This is a genomic window from Joostella atrarenae, assembly GCF_021764745.1.
Lineage (GTDB): Bacteria > Bacteroidota > Bacteroidia > Flavobacteriales > Flavobacteriaceae > Galbibacter > Galbibacter atrarenae.
In genome coordinates this window covers 383,685-404,655 of the sequence record NZ_JAETXX010000001.1, presented here as the reverse complement: position 1 = coordinate 404,655, position 20,971 = coordinate 383,685, and the positions used below count along the sequence as shown (strand labels likewise).

Below are 20,971 nucleotides of genomic sequence, written 5' to 3'. Positions count from 1 at the left end.
TACAGGTATATGAGGATATTTCGCTTTCTTTTTAAATGCTTTTTGTGGTTTGTGGCAATCTCTGTTATTTGGGTTTTGCTCTACAAATGGCTTCCTGTTCCTGTAACTCCATTAATGGCGATTCGTGCTTATCAACAGAATGAGAAACAACAAGAATTAGTTTGGAAACACGATTGGGTTTCCATGGATAATATTTCAAAAAATCTTCAATTAGCTGTTATTTGTAGTGAAGACCAAAAGTTTGAAAAGCATAATGGTTTTGATGTACAAGCCATAGAGAAAGTAATAAGAAATACTTCAGAAGAAAAAAAATTAAGAGGAGCCAGTACTATTAGTCAGCAAACAGCAAAGAATGTTTTTTTATGGCCTGGGAGAAGTTGGCTTCGGAAAGGTTTTGAGGCTTATTTTACTTTTTTAATAGAACAACTTTGGAGTAAAGAACGTATTCTAGAAGTATACTTGAACAGTATCGAAATGGGGGATGGAATTTATGGCGCTGAAGCTGCTTCAAAATTTTGGTTTAATAAAAGCGCTAACAAGCTGTCTAAGTTAGAGGCTGCTGCGATTGCTTCCATACTACCAAATCCATTAGTTTTAAGGGCTTCTCCAGCTACAAGTTACATTGAACAAAGGGAAAAATGGATTTTAAAGCAGATGGAATATTACGGTGCTTTCAATCTTCAAAATGAAAATAAAAGTAACTATAAATAAAAGTTTATATTTACGAATCATATAATAATGACACTAATCAACAGTTTATAATGAAATCTTTTAAAATGAAAAAACCACTCTTTTGTCTTTTAATTATACTTGCGTTTACGGTTGCTTGTAAAGATGCTAAGACTTCAGAAAAAACAACTATAGAAACTGCACCTACGCCTGTTTTAAATATAGAAGAAGCAAATAGACTTGCTTCTTTACCTTTGGAATGTATGCAAACTGAGTTTCCTAATAAGCTAAATCAAACTTTAGAAGATAGTACACATTTAGCAACACCAAAGAAGTTGCATCCTGCCTTTTATGGATGCTTCGATTGGCATTCTTCAGTTCATGGACATTGGTCGCTTATTTCGCTTCTTAAGCAGTTTCCTAATTTAGAAAATGCATCTTCTATCCGAGAGAAGTTAAAAGCAAATATCTCTAAAGAGAATATAGAAGCTGAGGTTGCCTATTTTAAGATGAAAGGGAACGCTTCTTTTGAGCGTACTTATGGTTGGGCATGGACGCTAAAACTTGTTGAAGAGTTACATAATTGGAATGATCCTATGGCAAAAGAACTAGAGGCAAATTTACAACCACTTACAGACTATATTGTAAATGCTTATATAACATTTCTGCCAAAATTAAATTATCCAATTCGTGTTGGAGAGCATGCTAATACAGCCTTCGGATTGTCTTTGGCTTGGGATTATGCAAATACGCTTGGAAATAATCAATTCAAGCAAAGTATTACAGAAACTGTAAAGCGTTTTTATAAAAGTGATGTTGATTGTCCGATTACTTGGGAGCCTAGTGGTCATGATTTTCTTTCCCCATGTCTAGAGGAAGCAAACTTGGTAAAAAAAGTATATAGCAAGGACGATTTTAAAGTGTGGATTGATAATTTCCTACCTCAATTAGCTGATAGAAACTTCGAATTAGAACCAGGTAAAGTTGGCGACAGAGCAGATGGTAAATTAGTTCATTTAGATGGTTTAAACTTTAGTCGTGCTTGGTGTCTTTATGGTATTGCAGAGAGTTTACCAGAATATTCGCATTTAAAAAACATTGCAAATCAGCATATAAATTATTCGCTTCCAAATATTGTAGATGATAATTATAGCGGAACGCATTGGTTAGGAACTTTTGCATTGTATTCTTTAAACCATGTAAGCGAATAGATGTTTAAAAGAATAGGTCCTGGAGTTTTAGTTGCAGCGGCATTTATTGGGCCTGGAACAGTTACGGCTTGTATGTTGGCTGGAAATACTTTTGGTTTTTCGCTATTATGGGCAATGCTATTCTCTATTGTAGCAACCATAATTCTACAAGAAATGGCCGCAAGAATAGGAATCATCACTCAAAAGGGGTTGGGAGATGTGGTGGCTACAGAAATTAAAAAACCTTGGTTAAAATGGTTGGTTATAGCTTTAATATTAGGAGCTATCGTTATTGGAAATGCTGCTTATGAAGGCGGAAATATCGGAGGGGCAACATTAGGCCTTCAAGCATTATTTGGAACTACTTATACAAGTTTTTATCCGTTAATAATTGGAATTTTAGCGTTTGTATTTCTTTATATAGGGAACTATAAATCGATAGAAAAAATTCTTGTTTCTTTAGTGTTATTAATGAGTATATCATTTATGCTAACTGCAATAGTTACCAAGCCAAATATAATGGATATTATTAACGGACTCTTCGTTCCAAAAGCTCCTAAAGACAGCCTCTTGACTATAATTTCTTTGGTTGGAACGACTATTGTACCTTACAATTTGTTTTTACACGCTTCATTGGTGAGTAAAAAATGGCATTTAGCGAACGATTTAAAATATGCTCGGAGAGATACCTTCCTTGCTATTTCTTTGGGAGGAATGGTTTCTATAGCTATAATGATTACTGCGGCTAAAACACAAAATTTACAGATAGAAAATGTATTAGATTTAGCAAAAGGCTTAGAGCCTATTTATGGAAATAGTGCTAAATATTTTATGGGAATTGGCCTTTTTGCAGCAGGATTAACTTCTGCAATTACGGCTCCTTTAGCGGCTGCTTTTGTTGCTAATAGTTGCTTTGGATGGAATGCTTCTATGAAAGATAAACGCTTTAAATCCGTTTGGATGTTTATTGTAATTCTAGGAGTTATTTTTATGTCATTCGGAATCAAGCCAATTGAAGTTATAAAGATAGCGCAAATTTCAAACGGAATTTTACTACCAATAATTGCAGTTTTTTTACTTTGGGCAGTTAATAGAACTTCTATTTTGAAATCATATAAGAATACCTTTTTTCAAAATGTATTGGGACTCATAATTGTATTACTAACATTAGGGCTTGGAATAATGAGTGTTTTAAAAGTAATTGGGATTCATATTTTTAACTAAGCCCATTTATAAGAATTTTTTACTTGTTATTTAAATAGGCTTCTCTTACTATTTTTGCTGTTTTATGCTCTCCAGAATGGCTCCAACCTGGTGGCATTACGATATACAGAATTTTATTTTTAATCCCTGGAGCTTTATAAATATCCTTGCAAAGTGCAATAATTTCTCCAAAGTAAACATCAATAAAGTTGCCTGAGTCCATTTCTCTAGTGATTCCATACTCAATTTTAACCTCCTTTTCTTCATTTTGAAATGTTCCAAAAGCTTTATCCCATATGTTTAAAAGGTTACAGAAATTGGTGTCCATGTATAAAGGATTTCTAGCGTGGTGTACCCGATGGTGAGATGGTGTTAAGATAATATTGTTTAAAAAACCAAGTCTACCGTCTCTTAATAAATTCTCTCCAATATGAATAAAAGCACCATATGTTCCATCTATAAGCATAATTATTAATAGCATTTCTGGTTGTACTCCAGCAAGAATACATACGGTTGTACGTATAGCATCTGCATATGGAGCTTCTAAGAAAAAATGCGCATGAGTAACAGAAAGATTCATGTTTTCTGGAGCATGATGTGTAGAATGTAAGCACCAAAATAACCGTACTTTATGTCCCCAATAATGATATAAAAAGTGACCGAATTCCCAAACTACATATCCATATATAAACCAATACCATGTAAAAGAGGTTTGGAAAGGAGCATATTTTTGTAAACTCCCTATAATGAGTGTAACCATAGCAATGGCTATAAATCTCCCTATTATACGATTGAAAACATAGATTAGGAAATTTACTTTGTATACTTTTGTTTGTGGTTTTTTATAGATTAGCCCAAGTATAAATTCTAAAATTATTAGAATGGGAATAATAGGATGTATAAAAGCCGTAAATCCTTTGTATGTTTTAAGAGTTTCGTAATTACCTTCTCGGAGAATTTCCCATGCTTGCGTAACTCCAAGAAAGTTTATAATCTCCTGGTAAAGAGTTTGTAAGAATTCCATTTTTATAAATTAGTTTTGGCGGTGTAGTTTTAAAGATATTGAATATAGTAATAATTCTACAGTTTTAAGAAAGGAATATTTTGTTGTAGAGTTTTGATAGTTATATAGTGTTTATAATATGCCCATGTTCCCTTATCTTTGAATAAATTCTTATAATGAAAAGCATTAAAGAGCAGTTAGTAAATAAATGCCAAGAACTTTTAAATGAACGGTTGTATCAAGTTCAAAAGGCAATTGCAACTATAGAAGAATCTTTTGCTTCCGAAACTAAAAGCAGTGCTGGAGATAAGCATGAAACAGGGCGTGCTATGCTTCAGTTGGAAAGAGAGAAAGCTGGCAACCGCTTGCGAGAAGTTGAGATGATGCATCATGCATTTTCGAGAATTAATTTCGGGAATACTTCAGCAGAAAAAGCCGTAAAAATGGGAAGCTTGGTGCAAACAAATGTCGTTAACTACTTTATATCCGTTTCTTTAGGTCAGATAACCATAGATAATACAGATGTATATTGTATTTCTGCACAGTCTCCAATCGGAAAGCTTTTATTAGGAAAAGGGATTGATGATGAGGTTACTTTTCAAACTTCCAATATAAAAATTCAAGCTATTTATTAGTAGAATTCTAAGTGAACTTTCCTTAATCATTCTATTAGTTTAAAAAATTAACAATCTTCCACGCAACCATTTCTTAAGCTTTGCTTCTATTATATATAGCATAACATAAAAGCAAAAACCTTAATGAAAACAAGAAAATTAATTGCTGCATCATTATTTGTAGCGCTAACAGGATTATTTATTAGTTGTGATGACGACGATACTGTAAGTTGTACACCAGATTACACAGGAGCTCTTTCTGATGAAGAGACTACTTTTGTAGGAAGTTGGGAGTTAACAGGAATAACATCTGATGAAGAGATCGATTTAACTGATGATGAGGAAGAGAACCCAAGTACAGATATTTATGCTCAACAAACAGAATGTCAGAATGATATAGTGTACACTTTTAATTCTGATAGAACTTATACATATGAGCAAGGGGGTGTAGTTGAAGATTGTGAAGCTACTGAAGATTTCTCAGGAAGTTGGAAGCTAGGAGGAACAACGCTTGGTCTTGTTACAAACTGTTATGAGTCGATTCAAACTCTTGAGTTCAATGCAGAAGAAACAGAATATACAGTTCAAACTTCTGGGATTGCAACAGATGCAAGCGGACAGCAAATCCAAATTGTTGTTACGTACACGTACTCTCAAAAGCTAGCAGAAATAGAGCCTGCTAACTAAGAAAATATAAGTAAGTTTTAGGTTAAAAGCCGACATTTAATAAGTTTTAAATGTCGGCTTTTTTATTGTTTTTAAGCTCTTCTAAAACTCGTAAACTGCTTTAATATTTACTTCCTTATCTACTGGAATTTCTTTTGTGTGATTAAAAAGGATTGTTGTTCTATTTCTAATCCCTTCTATTAAATAGTGAGTTCCCTGAAAATATGATTTTTTAACCTTTACTTTTATTGCTGAAGAATTAGTTACTTCCAATTGATGTGGATATAATAAAACTTTCTTACTACTTGTTTCCTCCTTGGAAAACAAATTGATAGGAAGCTCATTTACTTCTCCGAAGAGAGAGGCTACATATTTATTTTTAGGCGTTTTATAAAGCGTTTCAGGATTGTCTAACGCAATGCATTTTCCTTGCTTTAAAACCATTGTAATATCCGCATAAGAGAGGCTGTCGGTATTGTCGTGAGTGGCAGTAATACAGCTGATATTTTCTTGCTTTAAGTATCCAAAAATATCGCGCCTTAACTGATTCTTCTTAAAATTATCAATGTTACTAAAAGGCTCGTCCAATAAAAGCAATTCAGGTTCTCTTGCTAAAGCTTTTGCCAAGGCAACGCGCTGTTGTTGTCCGCCACTTAATTCTGTTGGTTTAATCTTAGCATATGCTGTCATACCAACAAGTTCTAACAGCTCTGCAATCCTTTTTTTCTTCTTCCGAGGATAAAAATTAGATAGGAACTTCCCTATATTTTCTTCCACAGTAATAAAAGGCATAAGATCGTAATCTTGGGCTACATATTTAATAAAAGGCTCTCCAGGAACAATGTTATAATTAGGTCCTAACATTGGTGTTTTATTCCAAAAGAGTTTTCCTTTCTCTAAATGATAAAGTCCATATATAATCTTTAAAAGAGTACTTTTTCCAGAGCCACTTTCCCCAATAATAGATAAGTGTTCTCCCTTTTGTAAAGTAAAGTTTATATTTTTTAAAATAGGAGTTTCGTGATATTGAAAGGATACCTTTTTTACTTCGAGCATAGATATTAGGTTTTAGCAAATATAAGAAGTAGAATAAAGAGGTGTAGCTTAAAGAAGGAAGGATTGTATAAAAAAGGAGGTTTATTAAAAAAATCTAATTATGATCTCTTTAATAAACCTCCTTTTATTCTAAAAATGGTATTATTTAATCTAAACCACCTCTTCTAGTTGGCTCTTTTTGAGAAGGCCATTCTCTTGGAGTTCCGGTTTTATCATCAATTGGTAAAACACTTTTTTCTGTTGATGTTTTTTCTGGATCTTCACTAGCCATATAAGTTAAAATAGCAGTTAGAATAACATTATTTTGAACATCATCAAAAACAATTTTATCATAAGTATCTCTGTTGGTATGCCATGTATAATTCCAATACGACCAACTTAACGAGCTTAATGAAAATGCAGGAGCACCAGCAGCTACAAAAGATGCATAATCGGAGCCTCCTCTAGACGGAGTTCCAGGAAAATGTGTATCGATATGTTTTGTAACATCATTAGGAACTGCTTTAAGCCACTTTCCTAAATACTCATAAGAATGTAAAAAACCTTGTCCGGAAAGGTTAACAACTCTTCCAGTTCCGTTATCTTGATTAAATACGGCTTGTACATTTTTTACTATTTCTGGATGGTCTTCTACAAAAGAACGAGAACCATTTAAACCTTGCTCTTCACTTCCCCAAAGACCAATAATTATAGTTCGTTTTGGGTTAGGATACAGTTTCTTTAAGATTCTTGCTGTTTCCATCATTGTTATAGTTCCAGTTCCGTTATCTGTAGCGCCAGTTCCCCCATCCCAAGAATCGAAATGTGCAGAAAGAATAACATATTCATCAGGTTTTTCGGTTCCTTTAATTGTTGCGATAGTATTAAAGGTAGGAGCTACGCCAAGATCTTTAGCCTCAGCTACAATTTTAAGTTGAGGTTTTGCTCCGTGTTCTACCATTCTATATAGCATTCCGTAATCTTCAAGAGCTACATCTACCATTGGAATTTTTTTAGTTCGAGCGCTAAAAATTTTATTTACTCCAAAGCCTTTAGACCAATACGATTGCACTATTCCTACAGCACCTGCTTTCTCTAATGCTTCAGGAAGTGTTCTAGAAGTGTAGCCAGTGTTTCTCATATTAGTTTGCCAAGCCTCTTCTAAAGCATCTCGCTCCGCTTTCATTTTCTCGAAAGATTCTGGCGTTGCATATTCTTCCCAGTTATCATCTGGTCTTCCTGTAATTTGGTTCATAGAAACCATTACAATTTTACCTTTTACAGACTTTAACCATTTATCAAAAGCTAGCGAATCTTTAACAGAAGGGAGCACTACTAATTCTGCCGTCACACCTTTACTAGAAGTTCCAGGATTCCATGCCAATTGCATTCCTTCAATAGATTTTACACGAGGATATACCATGTCGATATGTGTAATTCCTCGTTCCCAAGCTTTCCATTCTCCCCATTTTTCATTTTCAGCAGAAATCCCCCAAGAATCAAACTTTTTAATAGCCCAATCGTGTGCTTCTTGCATTTGTGGAGTTCCTACTAAACGCGGACCAATACCGTCCATGAGTTCGTAGGCCAGTTCTTTTAATTGCGAATTTTGAGAAGCTTCATTTACAATTTTATCAATAACTTCTTTATCGGTTTGTGCGTGTAAAACGCTTGTAATGATAAAGAATGCAGATAATAGATTTATTTTTTTAATCACGTTCTAGATATTTATTTTTTAAATTCTTTTAATGCAGCTTTATTTGGTAATTCTTCATAACCCATATTATAAAGGGTAAATCCAAAAATATCTGCATATTGATCGATTGTTTTGCTTACAGGAGTTCCTGCTCCATGTCCAGCATTGGTTTCGATTCTTATAAGAACAGGATTGTCTCCACTTTGTTTCTCTTGTAATTCTGCAGCAAATTTAAAACTATGAGCAGGTACCACACGATCGTCATGATCTCCTGTCGTAACAAGGGTAGCAGGATATTTGGTTCCTTCTTTTACATTGTGGACAGGTGAATATTGTTTTAAGTATTCAAACATTTCTTGATTGTCTTCTGCAGTTCCATAATCATATGCCCAACCGGCTCCCGCAGTAAAAGTATGGTAACGCAGCATGTCTAAAACACCAACCGCTGGCAATGCCACTTTCATTAAATCTGGACGCTGTGTCATAGTTGCACCTACTAATAAACCTCCATTAGATCCACCACGTATTGCTAAATAATCTGATGAAGTATAATTTTCTTTGATAAGGTATTCTCCAGCCGCAATAAAGTCGTCAAAAACATTTTGCTTCTGAAGTTTAGTTCCTGCGTCATGCCATTTTTTACCATATTCTCCACCTCCACGAAGGTTTGGAACAGCATACACACCACCTTGCTCTAACCAAACAGCTATAGCCGTGCTAAAGGATGGTGTTAAACTAATATTGAATCCGCCGTAACCATAAAGAATCGTTGGGTTCTTACCGTTAAGCTCAATTCCTTTTTTGTAGGTGATAATCATAGGAACTTTAGTTCCGTCTTTAGAAGTATAAAAAACCTGTTTCGATTCGAAATCGTCTGAATTAAAATCGATTTCTGGAGTCCAATAAACTTCTGAATCTCCAGTTTCTGGATTAAAAGTATAGGTGCTTCCTGGTGTATTGTAATTGGTAAAAGAATAGTAAATTACTTTGTCTTCTTTTTTACTTCCGAAGCCACCAACACTTCCGAGTCCTGGTAACTTAACTTCGCGGATTAACTTCCCTTCGTAGTCGTATTGTTTTACTTGAGAAACGGCATCTACCATATATTCAGCAAAAAAGTAACCGCTTCCTGTATTCGGACTTAGAACATGTTCTGTTTCAGGAATAAAATCCTTCCAATTTTCTGGCGTTGGATTTGATGCATCAACAGTAACTATCTTTTTATTAGGGGCGTTTAAATTTGTAACTAAATAAAGTTTAGATCCTTCATTTTCGATTACATAGGTATCACTTTCCGTAGTTTCTATAATCGGTACTAAAGGGGAATTGTCTTTGGTAAGATCTTTAATAAACAATTTGTTTCCAGAAGTAGAAATTGAAGCGCTGATAAGTAAGTAATTATTGTCTTCGGTAACATTCCCTCCAATATATCTGTGTTTTTCGGCTTCTGTACCTCCAAAAATAAGCTGATCTTCTTTTTGGGAAGTTCCTAACTTATGATAGTATAATTTGTGCTGATCTGTTTTTGCTGAAAGTTCACTTCCTTCTGGCTTATCGTAACTAGAATAAAAGAAACCTTCGTCTCCTTTCCAAGAGAGTCCGCTAAATTTTACATCAACGATAGTATCTTCAACAATCTCTTTAGTTTCTGCATCTTTTATAATTACTTTTCTCCAATCGCTTCCTCCTTCAGAAATTGAATAAGCAGCTAGTTTTCCACTTTTAGAAAAACTCAATCCACCTAAAGAGGTCGTTCCGTCTTCAGAAAAAGTATTAGGATCTAGAAATACTTCTTCAGCTCCGTTGTCTCCTTTTTTGCGGTATACTACATATTGATTTTGTAGTCCGTCATTTTTATAATAATAGGTGTAATCTCCTTCTTTAAAGGGAGCAGATATTTTTTCGTAATTCCATAATCTCTCTAAACGTTGTTTTAGCTGATCTCGAAATGGAATTTTTTCTAGGTATCCGAAGGTAACTTCATTTTCATCTTTAACCCATGCTGCAGTTTCATCAGAGCGATCGTCTTCAAGCCAGCGGTATGGATCTTTTACTTCTGTACCGAAATATGTGTTTACGGTATCTACCTTTTTAGTAGCGGGATATTTCAATGTTAAATCTTTTTTAGTTTCTGTAGTGTCGCACGAGCTTAAAATGCTTGTTGCAACCACCACACAAGTGATGAGTTTCTTCATTATGTTTAGATTAGTAATTAGCGATGATAATTTAAAGAAAAAGCCCTTGATAGCTTAATATCAAGGGCTTTTTTAACATATTTTTATGGTATCCTAATTACACCAATTTATTTTCTAGTAAATACTCAGCGATCTGTACTGCATTTGTAGCGGCTCCCTTACGCAAGTTATCTGCTACAATCCACATATTTATAGTGTTTGGCTGCGATTCATCTCTACGGATTCTCCCTACAAAAACATCATCTTTATCATGTGCGTAGATCGGCATTGGATAAGTGTTTGTATCAGGATTATCTTGAATTACGACTCCTGGAGTTTCGTTTAATATTCTTCGAACGTCTGCCAATGTAAAATCGCTTTCGAATTGTACGTTTACTGATTCAGAATGTCCTCCAGAAGTAGGGATTCTTACCGCTGTTGCAGATATAGCAAAAGATTTATCTCCTAATATTTTTTGCGGTTCACGAGCTAATTTCATTTCTTCTTTAGTGTATCCATTCTCTTCAAAAGCATCACAATGAGGTAATGCATTTTGATTGATAGGATAAGGATATGCCATTTCTCCTTCTACACCCGCCAATTCGTTTTCTAATTGTTTTACAGCTTTTACACCAGTACCAGAAATAGATTGGTAAGTAGAAACGATAACACGCTTCATTTTATATTGTTTGTGTAACGGAGCCAATGCCATTACTAATTGAATAGTAGAGCAATTTGGATTCGCAATAATTTTATCTTCTTTTGTAAGCTCATTAGCATTGATCTCTGGAACAACTAATTTTTTTGTTGGATCCATACGCCAAGCTGAAGAATTATCGATTACCGTAATTCCTGCTTCAGCAAATTTTGGAGCCCATTCTAAAGATGTTCCTCCACCAGCTGAAAAAATAGCGATGTCTGGTTTTGCAGCAACGGCATCTTGTAAACCGATTACTTTATATGTTTTTCCTTTAAAAGAAAGTTCTTTTCCTACTGATCTCTCTGATGCTACAACTAATAATTCTGTAATAGGGAAATTGCGTTCCTCTAAAACTTTAAGCATTACTTCTCCAACCATTCCGGTTGCTCCTACAACGGCTATTTTCATTTTCTATCTTATTAATATGGTGTATTAACCGATTAATTAATTCTCATTCTGAAAGACAAAAGTAATTAATATTCACATGTGTACAAGCTAAAATGCAAAACTTCAAAAAAATATAACAGATTGTTATAAAAATAACATTTAAGATTGTCACTAAAAAAACCACCTGCTTCTAAAGTAGGTGGCATTCTTGTTACTTTTTATAGAAATAGAAGAAATATTATTTAGTGTTTTGTCTTTTTAATTCGTCTCTAATTTCAGCTAATAACTCTTCTTGAGTTGGTCCTGCAGGTGCTGCCGGAGCTTCCTCTTCTTTCTTTTTAGACTTTTCGTAAGCCTTTAGAATCATAAAAATACAGAAACCAATAATTATAAAATCCATAATAGTTTGGATAAAAATTCCGTAATTAATGGTAACAGCTTCAGAAACGACTTCGTCTCCGTTTACAACAGCTTCTTTTAGTACATATTTTAACTCTGTAAATTTCACACCTCCAAGGAGCATACCTATTGGTGGCATTAATACATCTTTTGTAAAGGAGGTAACTATTTTACCGAATGCGCCACCTACAATCACCGCAGTGGCTAAGTTTACTATATCTCCCTTCAATAAGAAAGACTTAAAATCTTTAAAAAATCCCATGTTATTTGATTACTTGATTAGTATCTTTTAAAGATATAAATTTTTTTAATAGTTTTTAAACGGATGATTTTAAGGTTATAAGAAGCGAAATAGTATAGATTAAAGAGATGATAGAATTTTAAAAAGTATGTAATAAGCTATTTTTTATAATTTTTCATTTAAATCCTGTCTTCCAACAATTGCCATTATCTCAATAACATTTTTGTTTATTTTGAAGTAAATGCTATCAACCCCACAAATACAGCGTCTATAGCCTACTTTAATGAAGTCTACAGATTCAAAGGAATATGGCCTTTGGGTGATAATATCAAAACATTTAAAAAATGATTCAAAGTATTTGTCTGCTTGAGTCATTCCAAATTTATTTACTCCGTAATGATGAATTCGTATTAAATCATTTTTAGCTTCTTTACTTAATTTGTATTTAGTCATTAAGCAAAGACTTAGATTCAGCTAAAATTTCATTTTTACTTTCATTTGAAAAACCATTATTTTCAGCGTTCTCCAATTTAGCTCGAACCCAATTTATCTCAATTTGTTGTTTTCGCGCTTGTCGAATTAGATCATTTACGAGTTCGCTTTTACTTGAATACTCTTTTTTGTCCACTTGATTTTTTAACCACTCGTCGTTCGGTTCTGTGAATGAGATGCTTTGTCTTGGCATAATTCAATGTATTTGATGTAAATATACACCAAAAATGAATCATTTTATAGTTATGATGCGTAAGGATTATAATTAAATGAGGTCTACTATAATATAATTTTTCGTTTTACACGTTGCGAAATTGCCGTTATAAGTTCATAAGAAATAGTTCCTGCGGTGGCAGCAAATTCACTAGCAGTGGGATGCTCTCCAAAAACGAGAACCTCGTCTCCTTCATTACAATCCACATTAGAAACATCTATCATTAGCATATCCATACAAACGTTTCCTATAATTGGACATTTAACGCCATTTACTGTAAGAAAAGCTTTTCCCTTTCCGTATTGTCTTCCAATACCATCTGCATGACCAATCGGAATGGTGGCTGTTTTCATGTTTGTTTTTGCAATATGACCTTTATTATAACCTATACTTTCATTTGCAGAAATATGGTGAATCTGAGAGATGACACTTTTTAAAGAGATTACAGGAGTTAGGTGTTTGTTAAAACGAACATCATTTCCAAAACCGTAGAGCCCAATTCCACTTCTCACCATATCAAACTCTGCTATTGCAGCGTAGTTTAATATTCCTGAAGTATTTAGAATATGTAGCATTGGCTTGTAAGTCAGTTTAGAAAGTAATTTCTCGGCAATTTTTTTAAAAGTATGAATCTGTTTCAGTGTAAACTCTTTTTCAGAAAGGTCTTCTGAAGCTCCTAAATGGGAAAATATAGAAGCTATTTTAAGTTCTTTATTTTCTGATAATGTATCAGTGATAGCATCGACTTCATCCAAAGTAAAACCAAGTCTATTTAATCCAGTATTAAATTTAAGATGTACAGGATACTCATGTTCTTTTTCAGCAGCTTTTAAAAATGCATTTAAAACATAAGAGCTATATATGCTAGGCTCTAATTTATAATCTATTATTTTTTTAAAATGTACAGGCAGCGGATGCAGCACTAAAATTGGCTTGGTAACTCCTGCTTTTCTTAAAGTTATCCCTTCATCGGTATATGCAACGGCAAAATAATCTACTCCTAAGTTTTCTAAAAAAGAAGCTACCTGTGCAGGTTCACTTCCGTAGGCATATGCTTTTACTACCGCCATTAATTTGGTAGTTTCTTGTAATTTTGAACGTAGAAATTTGTAATTATTAGTAAGTGCTGGAAGACTAATTTCCAGTGTTGTCTCCTGAATGTTTGTCATCCTTAATGTTATTTACAGCTTCTTTAGAAATAATTTCTTCGGGGTCTTTAACTTCCAATTTTTGTACCTTTTCTCGTAACATTGCTTTAAAAAAAGCAGCTCTACTTAAAGGTTCATATTCTTCAGTTTCCCCTAATAATACTAATTTATCGTTTGTAGATTTTCTAAAACTATAATTAGCAAGATTTCCTGTACGTGTACAAATGGCGTGTACTTTGGTAACATACTCGGCAGTGGCCATTAGTGCAGGCATCGGGCCGAAGGGATTTCCTTTAAAATCCATATCTAATCCTGCAACAACCACACGAATTCCTTTATTGGCAAGATCGTTACATACAGATATAATCTCATCATCAAAAAACTGTGCCTCGTCTATACCAACTACATCACAACCATCGGCTAATAAGCGGATATTCGCAGCAGCAGGAACAGGTGTAGAACGGATCTCATTAGAATCATGAGAAACGACCATATCTTCATCATAGCGAATATCTACGGAAGGTTTGAAAATCTCAACTTTTTGCTTTGCAAATTGGGCGCGTTTGAGCCTACGAATCAATTCTTCGGTTTTACCGGAAAACATCGATCCGCAGATGACTTCTATCCAGCCAAATTGCTCTTTATGGTTTACTGTATTTTCGAGAAACATCTTGTAATTTTCTATACTGAGAAGGAAAGAATTCCCTTCTCTAGAAAAACTAAACAAACTTAAGCAAATATTTAAAGTTGGATTTAAGAAAGCAGAAATAATATCAACAAAAATTAAGTTTTTTTATATTTACTTACTCGTATTTAGTTTTATTTTTAAAAGGATTTACACCGAAAAATATTAAAAAAATAGCTATCTTTTATGCGTGTTTAGTAACTATAATTATAAAAATTTGTGCTTACTATTGAAAGACAGCACTTAAATTATAATATTAACTATGAAGAAGAAATTAGAAGCAGAATTAATAAGTATATCCGAACGAATAATAAGGCAGAATGGAAAAAGAGATTTAGCCGCTTTACAGTCGGATGCCCAAAAATTGTACGAAAAACTTACACTTTTAAAATATGTGGAAGATCATTTTGGAGAACTCCAATCTTCTGATGTAAAAAGTGAAGTTGCAGATAGGTTTGAAGTATTAGCAAATTCAGTTTTAAAAGGAAATTCCGATGTTCCGGAATCAAACCCTAATGAACATGAAGATGCTATAATGACTCCCGTTATAGATTCTATTCGGGATCTTGTTCAAGAAATGCCGGAAGCAGAATCTCTGGAAGAGTTATTGTCTGGAATTACACCCGATCCTACTTTTGTAAAAAGAGATATGGATTTGGTGACTCCAAAGATTAAAGAAACTACGGTTGTAGAGAAAAAAGTGCGTTCTAGAAATCATCAGTTAAAATCTGGATTGGCAATAGGTTTAAATGATAAACTTGCATTTGTAAAGCATCTTTTTAATAATAGCAATGAAGATTATATAAGAGTAGTTTCTCAAATAAGTACCATGGATACTTTTGAGGATGCAAGAGGTTTTATAACTACAATGATAAAACCAGATTATAATAATTGGGAAGGAAAAGAAGCCTATGAAAATCGTTTTTTAGAAATTATAGAAAACAAATTTTCGTAATTTATCATTTAAAATCAACTGCAAGAATGCGTTATTTGTCTTTAATTCGATCTATAAAAAAATGAAAGTTAAAAGAATATTATATTGGGTTTCCACAGGTCTGCTGTCCTTATTATTAATAAACGCTATTTATATGTACATTTCAAAGTTTGAAATGGTACAAGGAATGCTAGCGAGTTATAACTACCCAGAATACCTTATTTACATCTTAATAACAGGAAAAGTATTAGGAGTCATTGCAATCCTTTCGAATATAAAGGGAACCATTAAAGAATGGGCATATGCAGGATTGTTTTTTAATTTTGTATTAGCTTTTATTACCCATTATGTGTTAGGAGATGGCGAAGGTGTGGGAGCTATAATTGCATTGGTGCTTTTAATGGCTTCGTATTTTTTAGGAAGGCAAGTGCGTCCATGGATAATAAAAAATTAAAAGAGGATTGTTCTTTAATTCCTTTTTACCTTTGTAATCGTTTACAGCATAACACTAATTTGTGTAGTATGTAAAAACAAGAAACAAAGGCACTCAATATTAAATCTGAGTGTTTGTAAATTATAAATCTACATTGTAGGATACGCTATGTCCAAATTATATATTGTTCCAACACCAATCGGTAATTTAGAAGATATTACATTAAGAGCTATTAGAGTGCTTAAAGAAGCAGATCTTATTCTTGCTGAAGACACTCGTACCAGTGGGAAGCTTTTAAAACATTTGGAGGTACAGACGCATATGCAAAGTCATCATATGCATAATGAACATAAAACGGTTGATGGTATTTGTGATAAAATTTTATCTGGAACTACAGTAGCTTTAATTAGTGATGCTGGAACACCTGCAATTTCCGATCCTGGTTTTCTTTTGACAAGAGCATGTATTGAAAAAGGTATTGAAGTAGATTGTTTGCCTGGAGCTACAGCTTTTGTGCCTGCTTTAGTAAATAGCGGACTCCCAAATGATAAATTTATTTTTGAAGGATTCTTACCCGTAAAAAAAGGACGTCAAACACGACTTAAATTTTTAGCTGAAGAAACAAGGACTATGATTTTTTATGAATCTCCTCACAAGCTTCTAAAGACCTTAAAAGATTTTGCTGCTTATTTAGAAGAAGATAGAATGGCTTCCGTTTCCAGAGAGATTACAAAACTTCATGAAGAAACAATAAGGGGAACCGTAAAAGAGCTTATCCAACATTTTGAAGAAAATGCACCAAGAGGAGAGTTTGTAATGGTGGTTGCTGGAAAGAAATAGTTGCCAAAAAAAACGGTAATTTCATAATTAGATTTAATCTCCTAGTATTAAACTCATTGGGAGAATAAATAATATGCTTACCTTGGGGGTATGGAAAAGCTGCTACATGAAATAAGTAAATGTCAAGTCTGTGTAGATTTTCTGCCTTTACCTCCAAAACCGATTCTTAGAGTATCGAAAGAAGCCAAAATATTAATTATTGGTCAGGCGCCAGGAATTAAAGCGCATAATAGCGGTAAAGATTTTGATGATGCAAGTGGGAAAAAGCTCCGTTCTTGGATGGGAATTAGCGAAGAAGACTTTTATAATACTAAAAAAGTAGCCGTGATGCCAATGGGATTCTGTTACCCCGGCAAAGGTAAGACTGGAGATTTACCTCCAAGGCCAGAATGTAAACCGCAATGGCATGACAAAGTATTGAGCGAGATGCAAAATGTATCGTTAACAATATTAATTGGACAGTATGCTCAGAAAAATTATTTGGGAGACAGGTTTCATAAGAATCTCACAGAAACAGTACGAAACTATAATGATTTCCTTCCAGAGATTTTTCCAATTCCACATCCTTCACCTACCAATCGTTTTTGGATGGCAAAAAATAAGTGGTTTGAAGCCACTGTGTTACCCGTTTTTCAGCAAAAAATAAAAACAATTTTATAGGAAGCAGCTATAAAAACAAAGTGTATTCTTAGTAGAATGCGTATTTTTGAGGTTCACTTTAAATTCATATAAATGGGAACTACAAATACCGTAATTACTACCTGGAAAAAGAATATGCAATTTCATTCTACTAATCCAGCAGGAGAATTAATTATCGATGCAAGTCCAGACGATGGAGGAAATGGAGATGGATTAAGACCTAAAGCTTTAATGTTATCTGCTTTGGCAGGATGTTCAGGTTTAGATGTAGCTTCAATGATAAAAAAGATGAAGTTAGATGTAGAAGATTTTAGAATCGATATCCACGCTGAACTTACAGATGAGCACCCTAAATATTACAATAAAGTAACGGTAGAATATCATTTTTACGGTACAGATTTAGCTGAGAAAAAATTACAACGTGCTGTAGATTTATCTGTAGAAACTTATTGTGGCGTGATGGAAATGTTCCGTCGTTTTGCTGAAGTTAAAATAGAAACCATTTTTCATAACTCATAAAACTCAAAATTCGTAATTATATATGACTCGTTGGACTGTAAAAGCAATGCCGCCAAAGGAAGCTGTACAAGAGCTTTCTGTAGCTTTAGGGGTAGATAATCTTATTGCTTCATTGTTAATACAACGAGGAATTACAAATTACGAGGAAGCAAAAAAATTCTTTCGCCCTTCTTTAAACGATCTTCATGATCCTTTTTTAATGAAAGATATGGGCAAAGCTGTATCTAGAATTGAACAGGCGATTGCAGATGGAGAGAGTATATTGGTATATGGCGATTATGACGTTGATGGTACTACGGCAGTGTCATTAATGTCGTCCTATTTGTTAACGCTTTACCCTAATGTAGCAACATATATTCCAGACAGATATAAAGAAGGTTATGGAGTCTCTACTTTAGGGATAGATTTTGCAGATGATAACGGTGTTTCTTTGATAATAGCTTTAGACTGCGGAATAAAAGCTGTGGATAAGGTTGCTTATGCCAAAGAAAAAGGGATTGATTTTATTATTTGCGATCACCATAGACCGGGCGATGTAATTCCAGATGCTGTAGCTATTCTCGATCCTAAACAAGAAGATTGCAATTACCCTTATGATGAATTATGTGGTTGTGGTGTTGGTTTTAAGTTGATTCAGGCTTTAGGATCGCGTAGAGGAGAAACTATAGAAGATTTTATCCCATATTTAGATTTAGTAGCAACAGCTATTGGTGCAGATATCGTGCCCATTACTGGAGAGAATAGAGCCTTAGCTTTTCATGGTTTAAAGGTAATAAATAGTAATCCTAGACCTGGAATAAAAGCTTTTACAGAACAGCTTAAAAAAGAACTAACTATAACCGATGTTGTCTTTGTGGTAGCTCCAAGGATAAATGCTGCAGGAAGAATGAAGCATGGGTTATATGCTGTTCAGTTACTTACTGAAAAGAATGAAGATCTTGCCAAAGCTTATGCTGAAGAAATTGGAGTTTTTAATGCGGATCGAAAAACTTTAGATCAGCAGATTACACAAGAGGCTATTCTTCAGATTCAAGAGAATAATGAAGAGACAAATTTTACTTCGGTTGTTTTTAACGAAACTTGGCATAAAGGAGTTATAGGAATTGTTGCTTCGAGACTTATTGAAAATTACTACCGCCCAACATTAGTTTTTACTAAAAGTGGCGATAAGTTAGCCGCTTCTGCACGTTCGGTAAAAGGTTTCGATGTTTATAATGCAATTGAGGCATGCGAAGATCATCTGGAGCAATTTGGAGGTCATAAATATGCAGCTGGACTTACTTTAAAACCAGCGCAATATCAAGGTTTTAAAACTAAGTTTGAAGAAGTAGTTTCAGCAACAATAGATAAAAACCTATTAACTCCAGAGATTCTTATCGATACAGAAATTGAATTAAAAGATATAACACCAAAGTTTTATCGCATCCTTAAGCAGTTTGCTCCCTTTGGGCCAGGAAATTTATCGCCTGTTTTTCTTACACAAAACCTTAAAGATACAGGCTATAGTAAATGTGTAGGTCAGGATAATAGTCACCTTAAAATAAATGTATCTCAAAATGGAGGGCCTTCTATCGGTGGGATTGGATTTAATTTAGGAAGTAAAATAGAAGCTATAAAAGGAAAACAGACATTTGCTGCCGTGTATGCTATTGATGAAAATGAGTGGAACGGAGTAGTTTCCCTTCAGTTAAAAGTAAAGGATATCAAATAACATTTTATTTGTCTTCTAAAGATTCCTTCTTCAATCTAAATAATTCCCAATCTCTTAATTATATTAGTTGTGATTCATATGGGAGTTTATAGTATGTGAAATGTAAGCTATAGAAGCTTCACTTAAATATAAATACCATTTAAATAGTATTATTCCTTTATTATCAGGATTAAATTCTATAACTTTAGATGCGTAGTGGTGATAGTATAAATTCAAAATTGTAAGGAATTGAAACTAAATACGACTATTAATTTGTATCTAAATATTTCGAGGTGCAAATTCAAGAAAATTATTACTTAACTAAAAAAGAAAGGACACTATAGTATGTTAACTTGGAAAGATGTTATTAATTTCTCTGTAAAAGGGAATCCGGAACCAGATAGACGTGTAGAAAAAACAGAAGCAGAATGGAAAGAATTACTTACTCCAGAGCAGTTTAGAATTACACGTTTAAAAGGAACAGAAATGGCACATTCTGGAGCTCTATGCTCTATTTATGATGCTGGTAAATATAATTGTGTGTGTTGCGATACTCCATTGTTCGATTCTACCATAAAATACGACTCGAGTTCTGGTTGGCCTAGTTTTACACAACCAATTAAAGAGAACGCTATTAAGTATATAAAAGATAGCTCTTTTGGAATGGTGCGTGTAGAGGTTTTATGTAATACTTGTGACGCGCATCAAGGACACGTATTTCCAGATGGTCCAGAACCAAGTGGATTACGATATTGTATAAATTCAGAATCAATTAAATTAGAAAGGAAAGATAATGACAAATAAAAATTATGAATTAGCGACTGTAGGTGGAGGATGTTTTTGGTGTATCGAAGCCATTTTTCAAGAAGTAAATGGTGTAGAAAAAGTAGTTTCTGGGTATACTGGAGGAAACGCTCCAGGAAGACCTACCTATAGAGAAGTATGTTCTGGATTAACTGGACATGCTGAGGTTATTCAAATTAGTTTTGATCCTAGTGTTATTTCTTATGAAGACTTGTTGGTTATTTTTATGACAAGTCACGATCCAACAACTATGAATCGTCAAGGAGCAGATGTAGGTTCTCAATACCGCTCAGTGATATATTATCATTCTGATGAACAAAAGAAAATAGCAACTGAGGTTGCAAAACAAATAGATCCATTTTATGATGGGCCTATAGTTACAGAAATCAGTCCAATAGGAGAGTTTTTTGAAGCTGAAGATTACCATCAAGATTATTATAAAAACAATCAAGCACAAGGTTATTGTAGTGCGGTTATTACACCAAAGTTGGCCAAACTACGAAAAATGCATGCTGATAAGTTAAAAAAGACAGTTTCTTAATTGAAATTTTGATTATTACTTAGTTAACATGAATTAGCATCTAAGAGTAATCTTA

At 33.9% G+C, this 20,971-nt stretch carries 23 protein-coding genes; 13 read left to right on the top strand and 10 right to left on the bottom strand.

Annotation, left to right across the window (positions count from 1 at the left end; translation table 11 throughout):
- The first annotated feature begins 9 nt into the window (after positions 1 to 9).
- The 3 genes from mtgA (at position 10) to JM658_RS01745 (ending at position 3,083) form a co-directional block, all read left to right on the top strand.
- Entirely contained in the window at positions 10 to 711 is a 702-nt protein-coding gene (gene mtgA, locus JM658_RS01755) for a monofunctional biosynthetic peptidoglycan transglycosylase (protein WP_236957506.1), read from the top strand.
- A 65-nt stretch (positions 712 to 776) separates the two neighbouring features.
- Positions 777 to 1,880 (top strand): DUF2891 domain-containing protein, encoded by a 1,104-nt coding sequence (locus JM658_RS01750; RefSeq protein WP_236957505.1) that lies wholly within the window; start codon positions 777 to 779, stop codon positions 1,878 to 1,880.
- A complete protein-coding gene (locus tag JM658_RS01745) occupies positions 1,881 to 3,083 on the top strand; it encodes an Nramp family divalent metal transporter (protein ID WP_236957504.1) in 1,203 nt (400 codons plus the stop codon).
- 19 nt (positions 3,084 to 3,102) lie between these two features.
- On the opposite strand, the gene JM658_RS01740 is transcribed toward JM658_RS01745, so the two are convergent.
- Entirely contained in the window at positions 3,103 to 4,086 is a 984-nt protein-coding gene (locus JM658_RS01740; protein ID WP_236957503.1) for a sterol desaturase family protein, read from the bottom strand.
- A gap of 155 nt (positions 4,087 to 4,241) precedes the next feature.
- Between JM658_RS01740 and JM658_RS01735 the strand changes: the two genes are divergently transcribed.
- Together JM658_RS01735 and JM658_RS01730 are read left to right on the top strand one after the other, a co-directional pair.
- On the top strand, positions 4,242 to 4,700 hold the full coding sequence (locus JM658_RS01735) for a GreA/GreB family elongation factor (RefSeq protein WP_262911712.1): 459 nt from the start codon (positions 4,242 to 4,244) through the stop codon (positions 4,698 to 4,700).
- A 123-nt stretch (positions 4,701 to 4,823) separates the two neighbouring features.
- Positions 4,824 to 5,366: a DUF5004 domain-containing protein gene (locus tag JM658_RS01730; RefSeq protein ID WP_236957502.1), complete on the top strand. Its 543-nt coding sequence runs from the start codon at positions 4,824 to 4,826 to the stop codon at positions 5,364 to 5,366.
- A gap of 81 nt (positions 5,367 to 5,447) precedes the next feature.
- Here the strand turns inward: JM658_RS01730 and JM658_RS01725 are convergent, their stop codons facing one another.
- The 9 genes from JM658_RS01725 to JM658_RS01685 all read right to left on the bottom strand — a co-directional run bounded on the left by JM658_RS01725 (position 5,448) and on the right by JM658_RS01685 (position 14,501).
- Positions 5,448 to 6,401: an ABC transporter ATP-binding protein gene (locus JM658_RS01725; RefSeq protein ID WP_236957501.1), complete on the bottom strand. Its 954-nt coding sequence runs from the start codon at positions 6,399 to 6,401 to the stop codon at positions 5,448 to 5,450.
- Positions 6,402 to 6,546: 145 nt separating this feature from the next.
- Entirely contained in the window at positions 6,547 to 8,097 is a 1,551-nt protein-coding gene (locus tag JM658_RS01720; RefSeq protein WP_236957500.1) for a M20/M25/M40 family metallo-hydrolase, read from the bottom strand.
- Positions 8,098 to 8,108: 11 nt separating this feature from the next.
- Complete coding sequence (locus JM658_RS01715; RefSeq protein ID WP_236957499.1) at positions 8,109 to 10,271, bottom strand: prolyl oligopeptidase family serine peptidase; 2,163 nt, start codon at positions 10,269 to 10,271, stop codon at positions 8,109 to 8,111.
- 97 nt (positions 10,272 to 10,368) lie between these two features.
- The gene (locus JM658_RS01710; protein WP_236957498.1) at positions 10,369 to 11,358 is read right to left on the bottom strand and encodes an aspartate-semialdehyde dehydrogenase; all 990 of its coding nucleotides are present in this window, start codon (positions 11,356 to 11,358) and stop codon (positions 10,369 to 10,371) included.
- Positions 11,359 to 11,575: 217 nt separating this feature from the next.
- Entirely contained in the window at positions 11,576 to 11,998 is a 423-nt protein-coding gene (gene mscL / locus JM658_RS01705; RefSeq protein WP_236957497.1) for a large-conductance mechanosensitive channel protein MscL, read from the bottom strand.
- A gap of 144 nt (positions 11,999 to 12,142) precedes the next feature.
- Positions 12,143 to 12,430, bottom strand: coding sequence for a type II toxin-antitoxin system RelE/ParE family toxin (locus JM658_RS01700; protein WP_236957496.1), 288 nt, complete (start codon positions 12,428 to 12,430; stop codon positions 12,143 to 12,145).
- Positions 12,423 to 12,662: a ribbon-helix-helix domain-containing protein gene (locus JM658_RS01695; RefSeq protein WP_236957495.1), complete on the bottom strand. Its 240-nt coding sequence runs from the start codon at positions 12,660 to 12,662 to the stop codon at positions 12,423 to 12,425. The genes JM658_RS01700 and JM658_RS01695 overlap by 8 nt, the downstream gene beginning before the upstream one ends.
- A gap of 86 nt (positions 12,663 to 12,748) precedes the next feature.
- Entirely contained in the window at positions 12,749 to 13,852 is a 1,104-nt protein-coding gene (alr, locus tag JM658_RS01690) for an alanine racemase (protein WP_236957494.1), read from the bottom strand.
- Positions 13,818 to 14,501 (bottom strand): thymidine kinase, encoded by a 684-nt coding sequence (locus JM658_RS01685; protein ID WP_236957493.1) that lies wholly within the window; start codon positions 14,499 to 14,501, stop codon positions 13,818 to 13,820. Before JM658_RS01685 ends, alr begins: the two co-directional genes overlap by 35 nt.
- 277 nt (positions 14,502 to 14,778) lie before the next feature.
- On the opposite strand from JM658_RS01685, the gene JM658_RS01680 reads away from it, so the two are divergent.
- The 8 genes from JM658_RS01680 (at position 14,779) to msrA (ending at position 20,916) form a co-directional block, all read left to right on the top strand.
- The gene (locus tag JM658_RS01680) at positions 14,779 to 15,471 is read left to right on the top strand and encodes a hypothetical protein (protein WP_236957492.1); all 693 of its coding nucleotides are present in this window, start codon (positions 14,779 to 14,781) and stop codon (positions 15,469 to 15,471) included.
- A 61-nt stretch (positions 15,472 to 15,532) separates the two neighbouring features.
- Positions 15,533 to 15,904: a DoxX family protein gene (locus tag JM658_RS01675; RefSeq protein ID WP_262911711.1), complete on the top strand. Its 372-nt coding sequence runs from the start codon at positions 15,533 to 15,535 to the stop codon at positions 15,902 to 15,904.
- 147 nt (positions 15,905 to 16,051) lie between these two features.
- Entirely contained in the window at positions 16,052 to 16,723 is a 672-nt protein-coding gene (gene rsmI, locus JM658_RS01670; protein ID WP_236957490.1) for a 16S rRNA (cytidine(1402)-2'-O)-methyltransferase, read from the top strand.
- 90 nt (positions 16,724 to 16,813) lie between these two features.
- Positions 16,814 to 17,383, top strand: coding sequence for a uracil-DNA glycosylase family protein (locus JM658_RS01665; RefSeq protein ID WP_236957489.1), 570 nt, complete (start codon positions 16,814 to 16,816; stop codon positions 17,381 to 17,383).
- A 72-nt stretch (positions 17,384 to 17,455) separates the two neighbouring features.
- Positions 17,456 to 17,881: an OsmC family protein gene (locus tag JM658_RS01660; RefSeq protein ID WP_236957488.1), complete on the top strand. Its 426-nt coding sequence runs from the start codon at positions 17,456 to 17,458 to the stop codon at positions 17,879 to 17,881.
- Between the two features lie 22 nt (positions 17,882 to 17,903).
- Positions 17,904 to 19,592, top strand: a complete 1,689-nt coding sequence (gene recJ / locus JM658_RS01655) for a single-stranded-DNA-specific exonuclease RecJ (RefSeq protein WP_236957487.1) — start codon at positions 17,904 to 17,906, stop codon at positions 19,590 to 19,592.
- A 324-nt stretch (positions 19,593 to 19,916) separates the two neighbouring features.
- The gene (msrB, locus tag JM658_RS01650) at positions 19,917 to 20,375 is read left to right on the top strand and encodes a peptide-methionine (R)-S-oxide reductase MsrB (RefSeq protein ID WP_236957486.1); all 459 of its coding nucleotides are present in this window, start codon (positions 19,917 to 19,919) and stop codon (positions 20,373 to 20,375) included.
- The gene (gene msrA / locus JM658_RS01645; RefSeq protein WP_236957485.1) at positions 20,365 to 20,916 is read left to right on the top strand and encodes a peptide-methionine (S)-S-oxide reductase MsrA; all 552 of its coding nucleotides are present in this window, start codon (positions 20,365 to 20,367) and stop codon (positions 20,914 to 20,916) included. Before msrB ends, msrA begins: the two co-directional genes overlap by 11 nt.
- Positions 20,917 to 20,971: the final 55 nt, after the last annotated feature.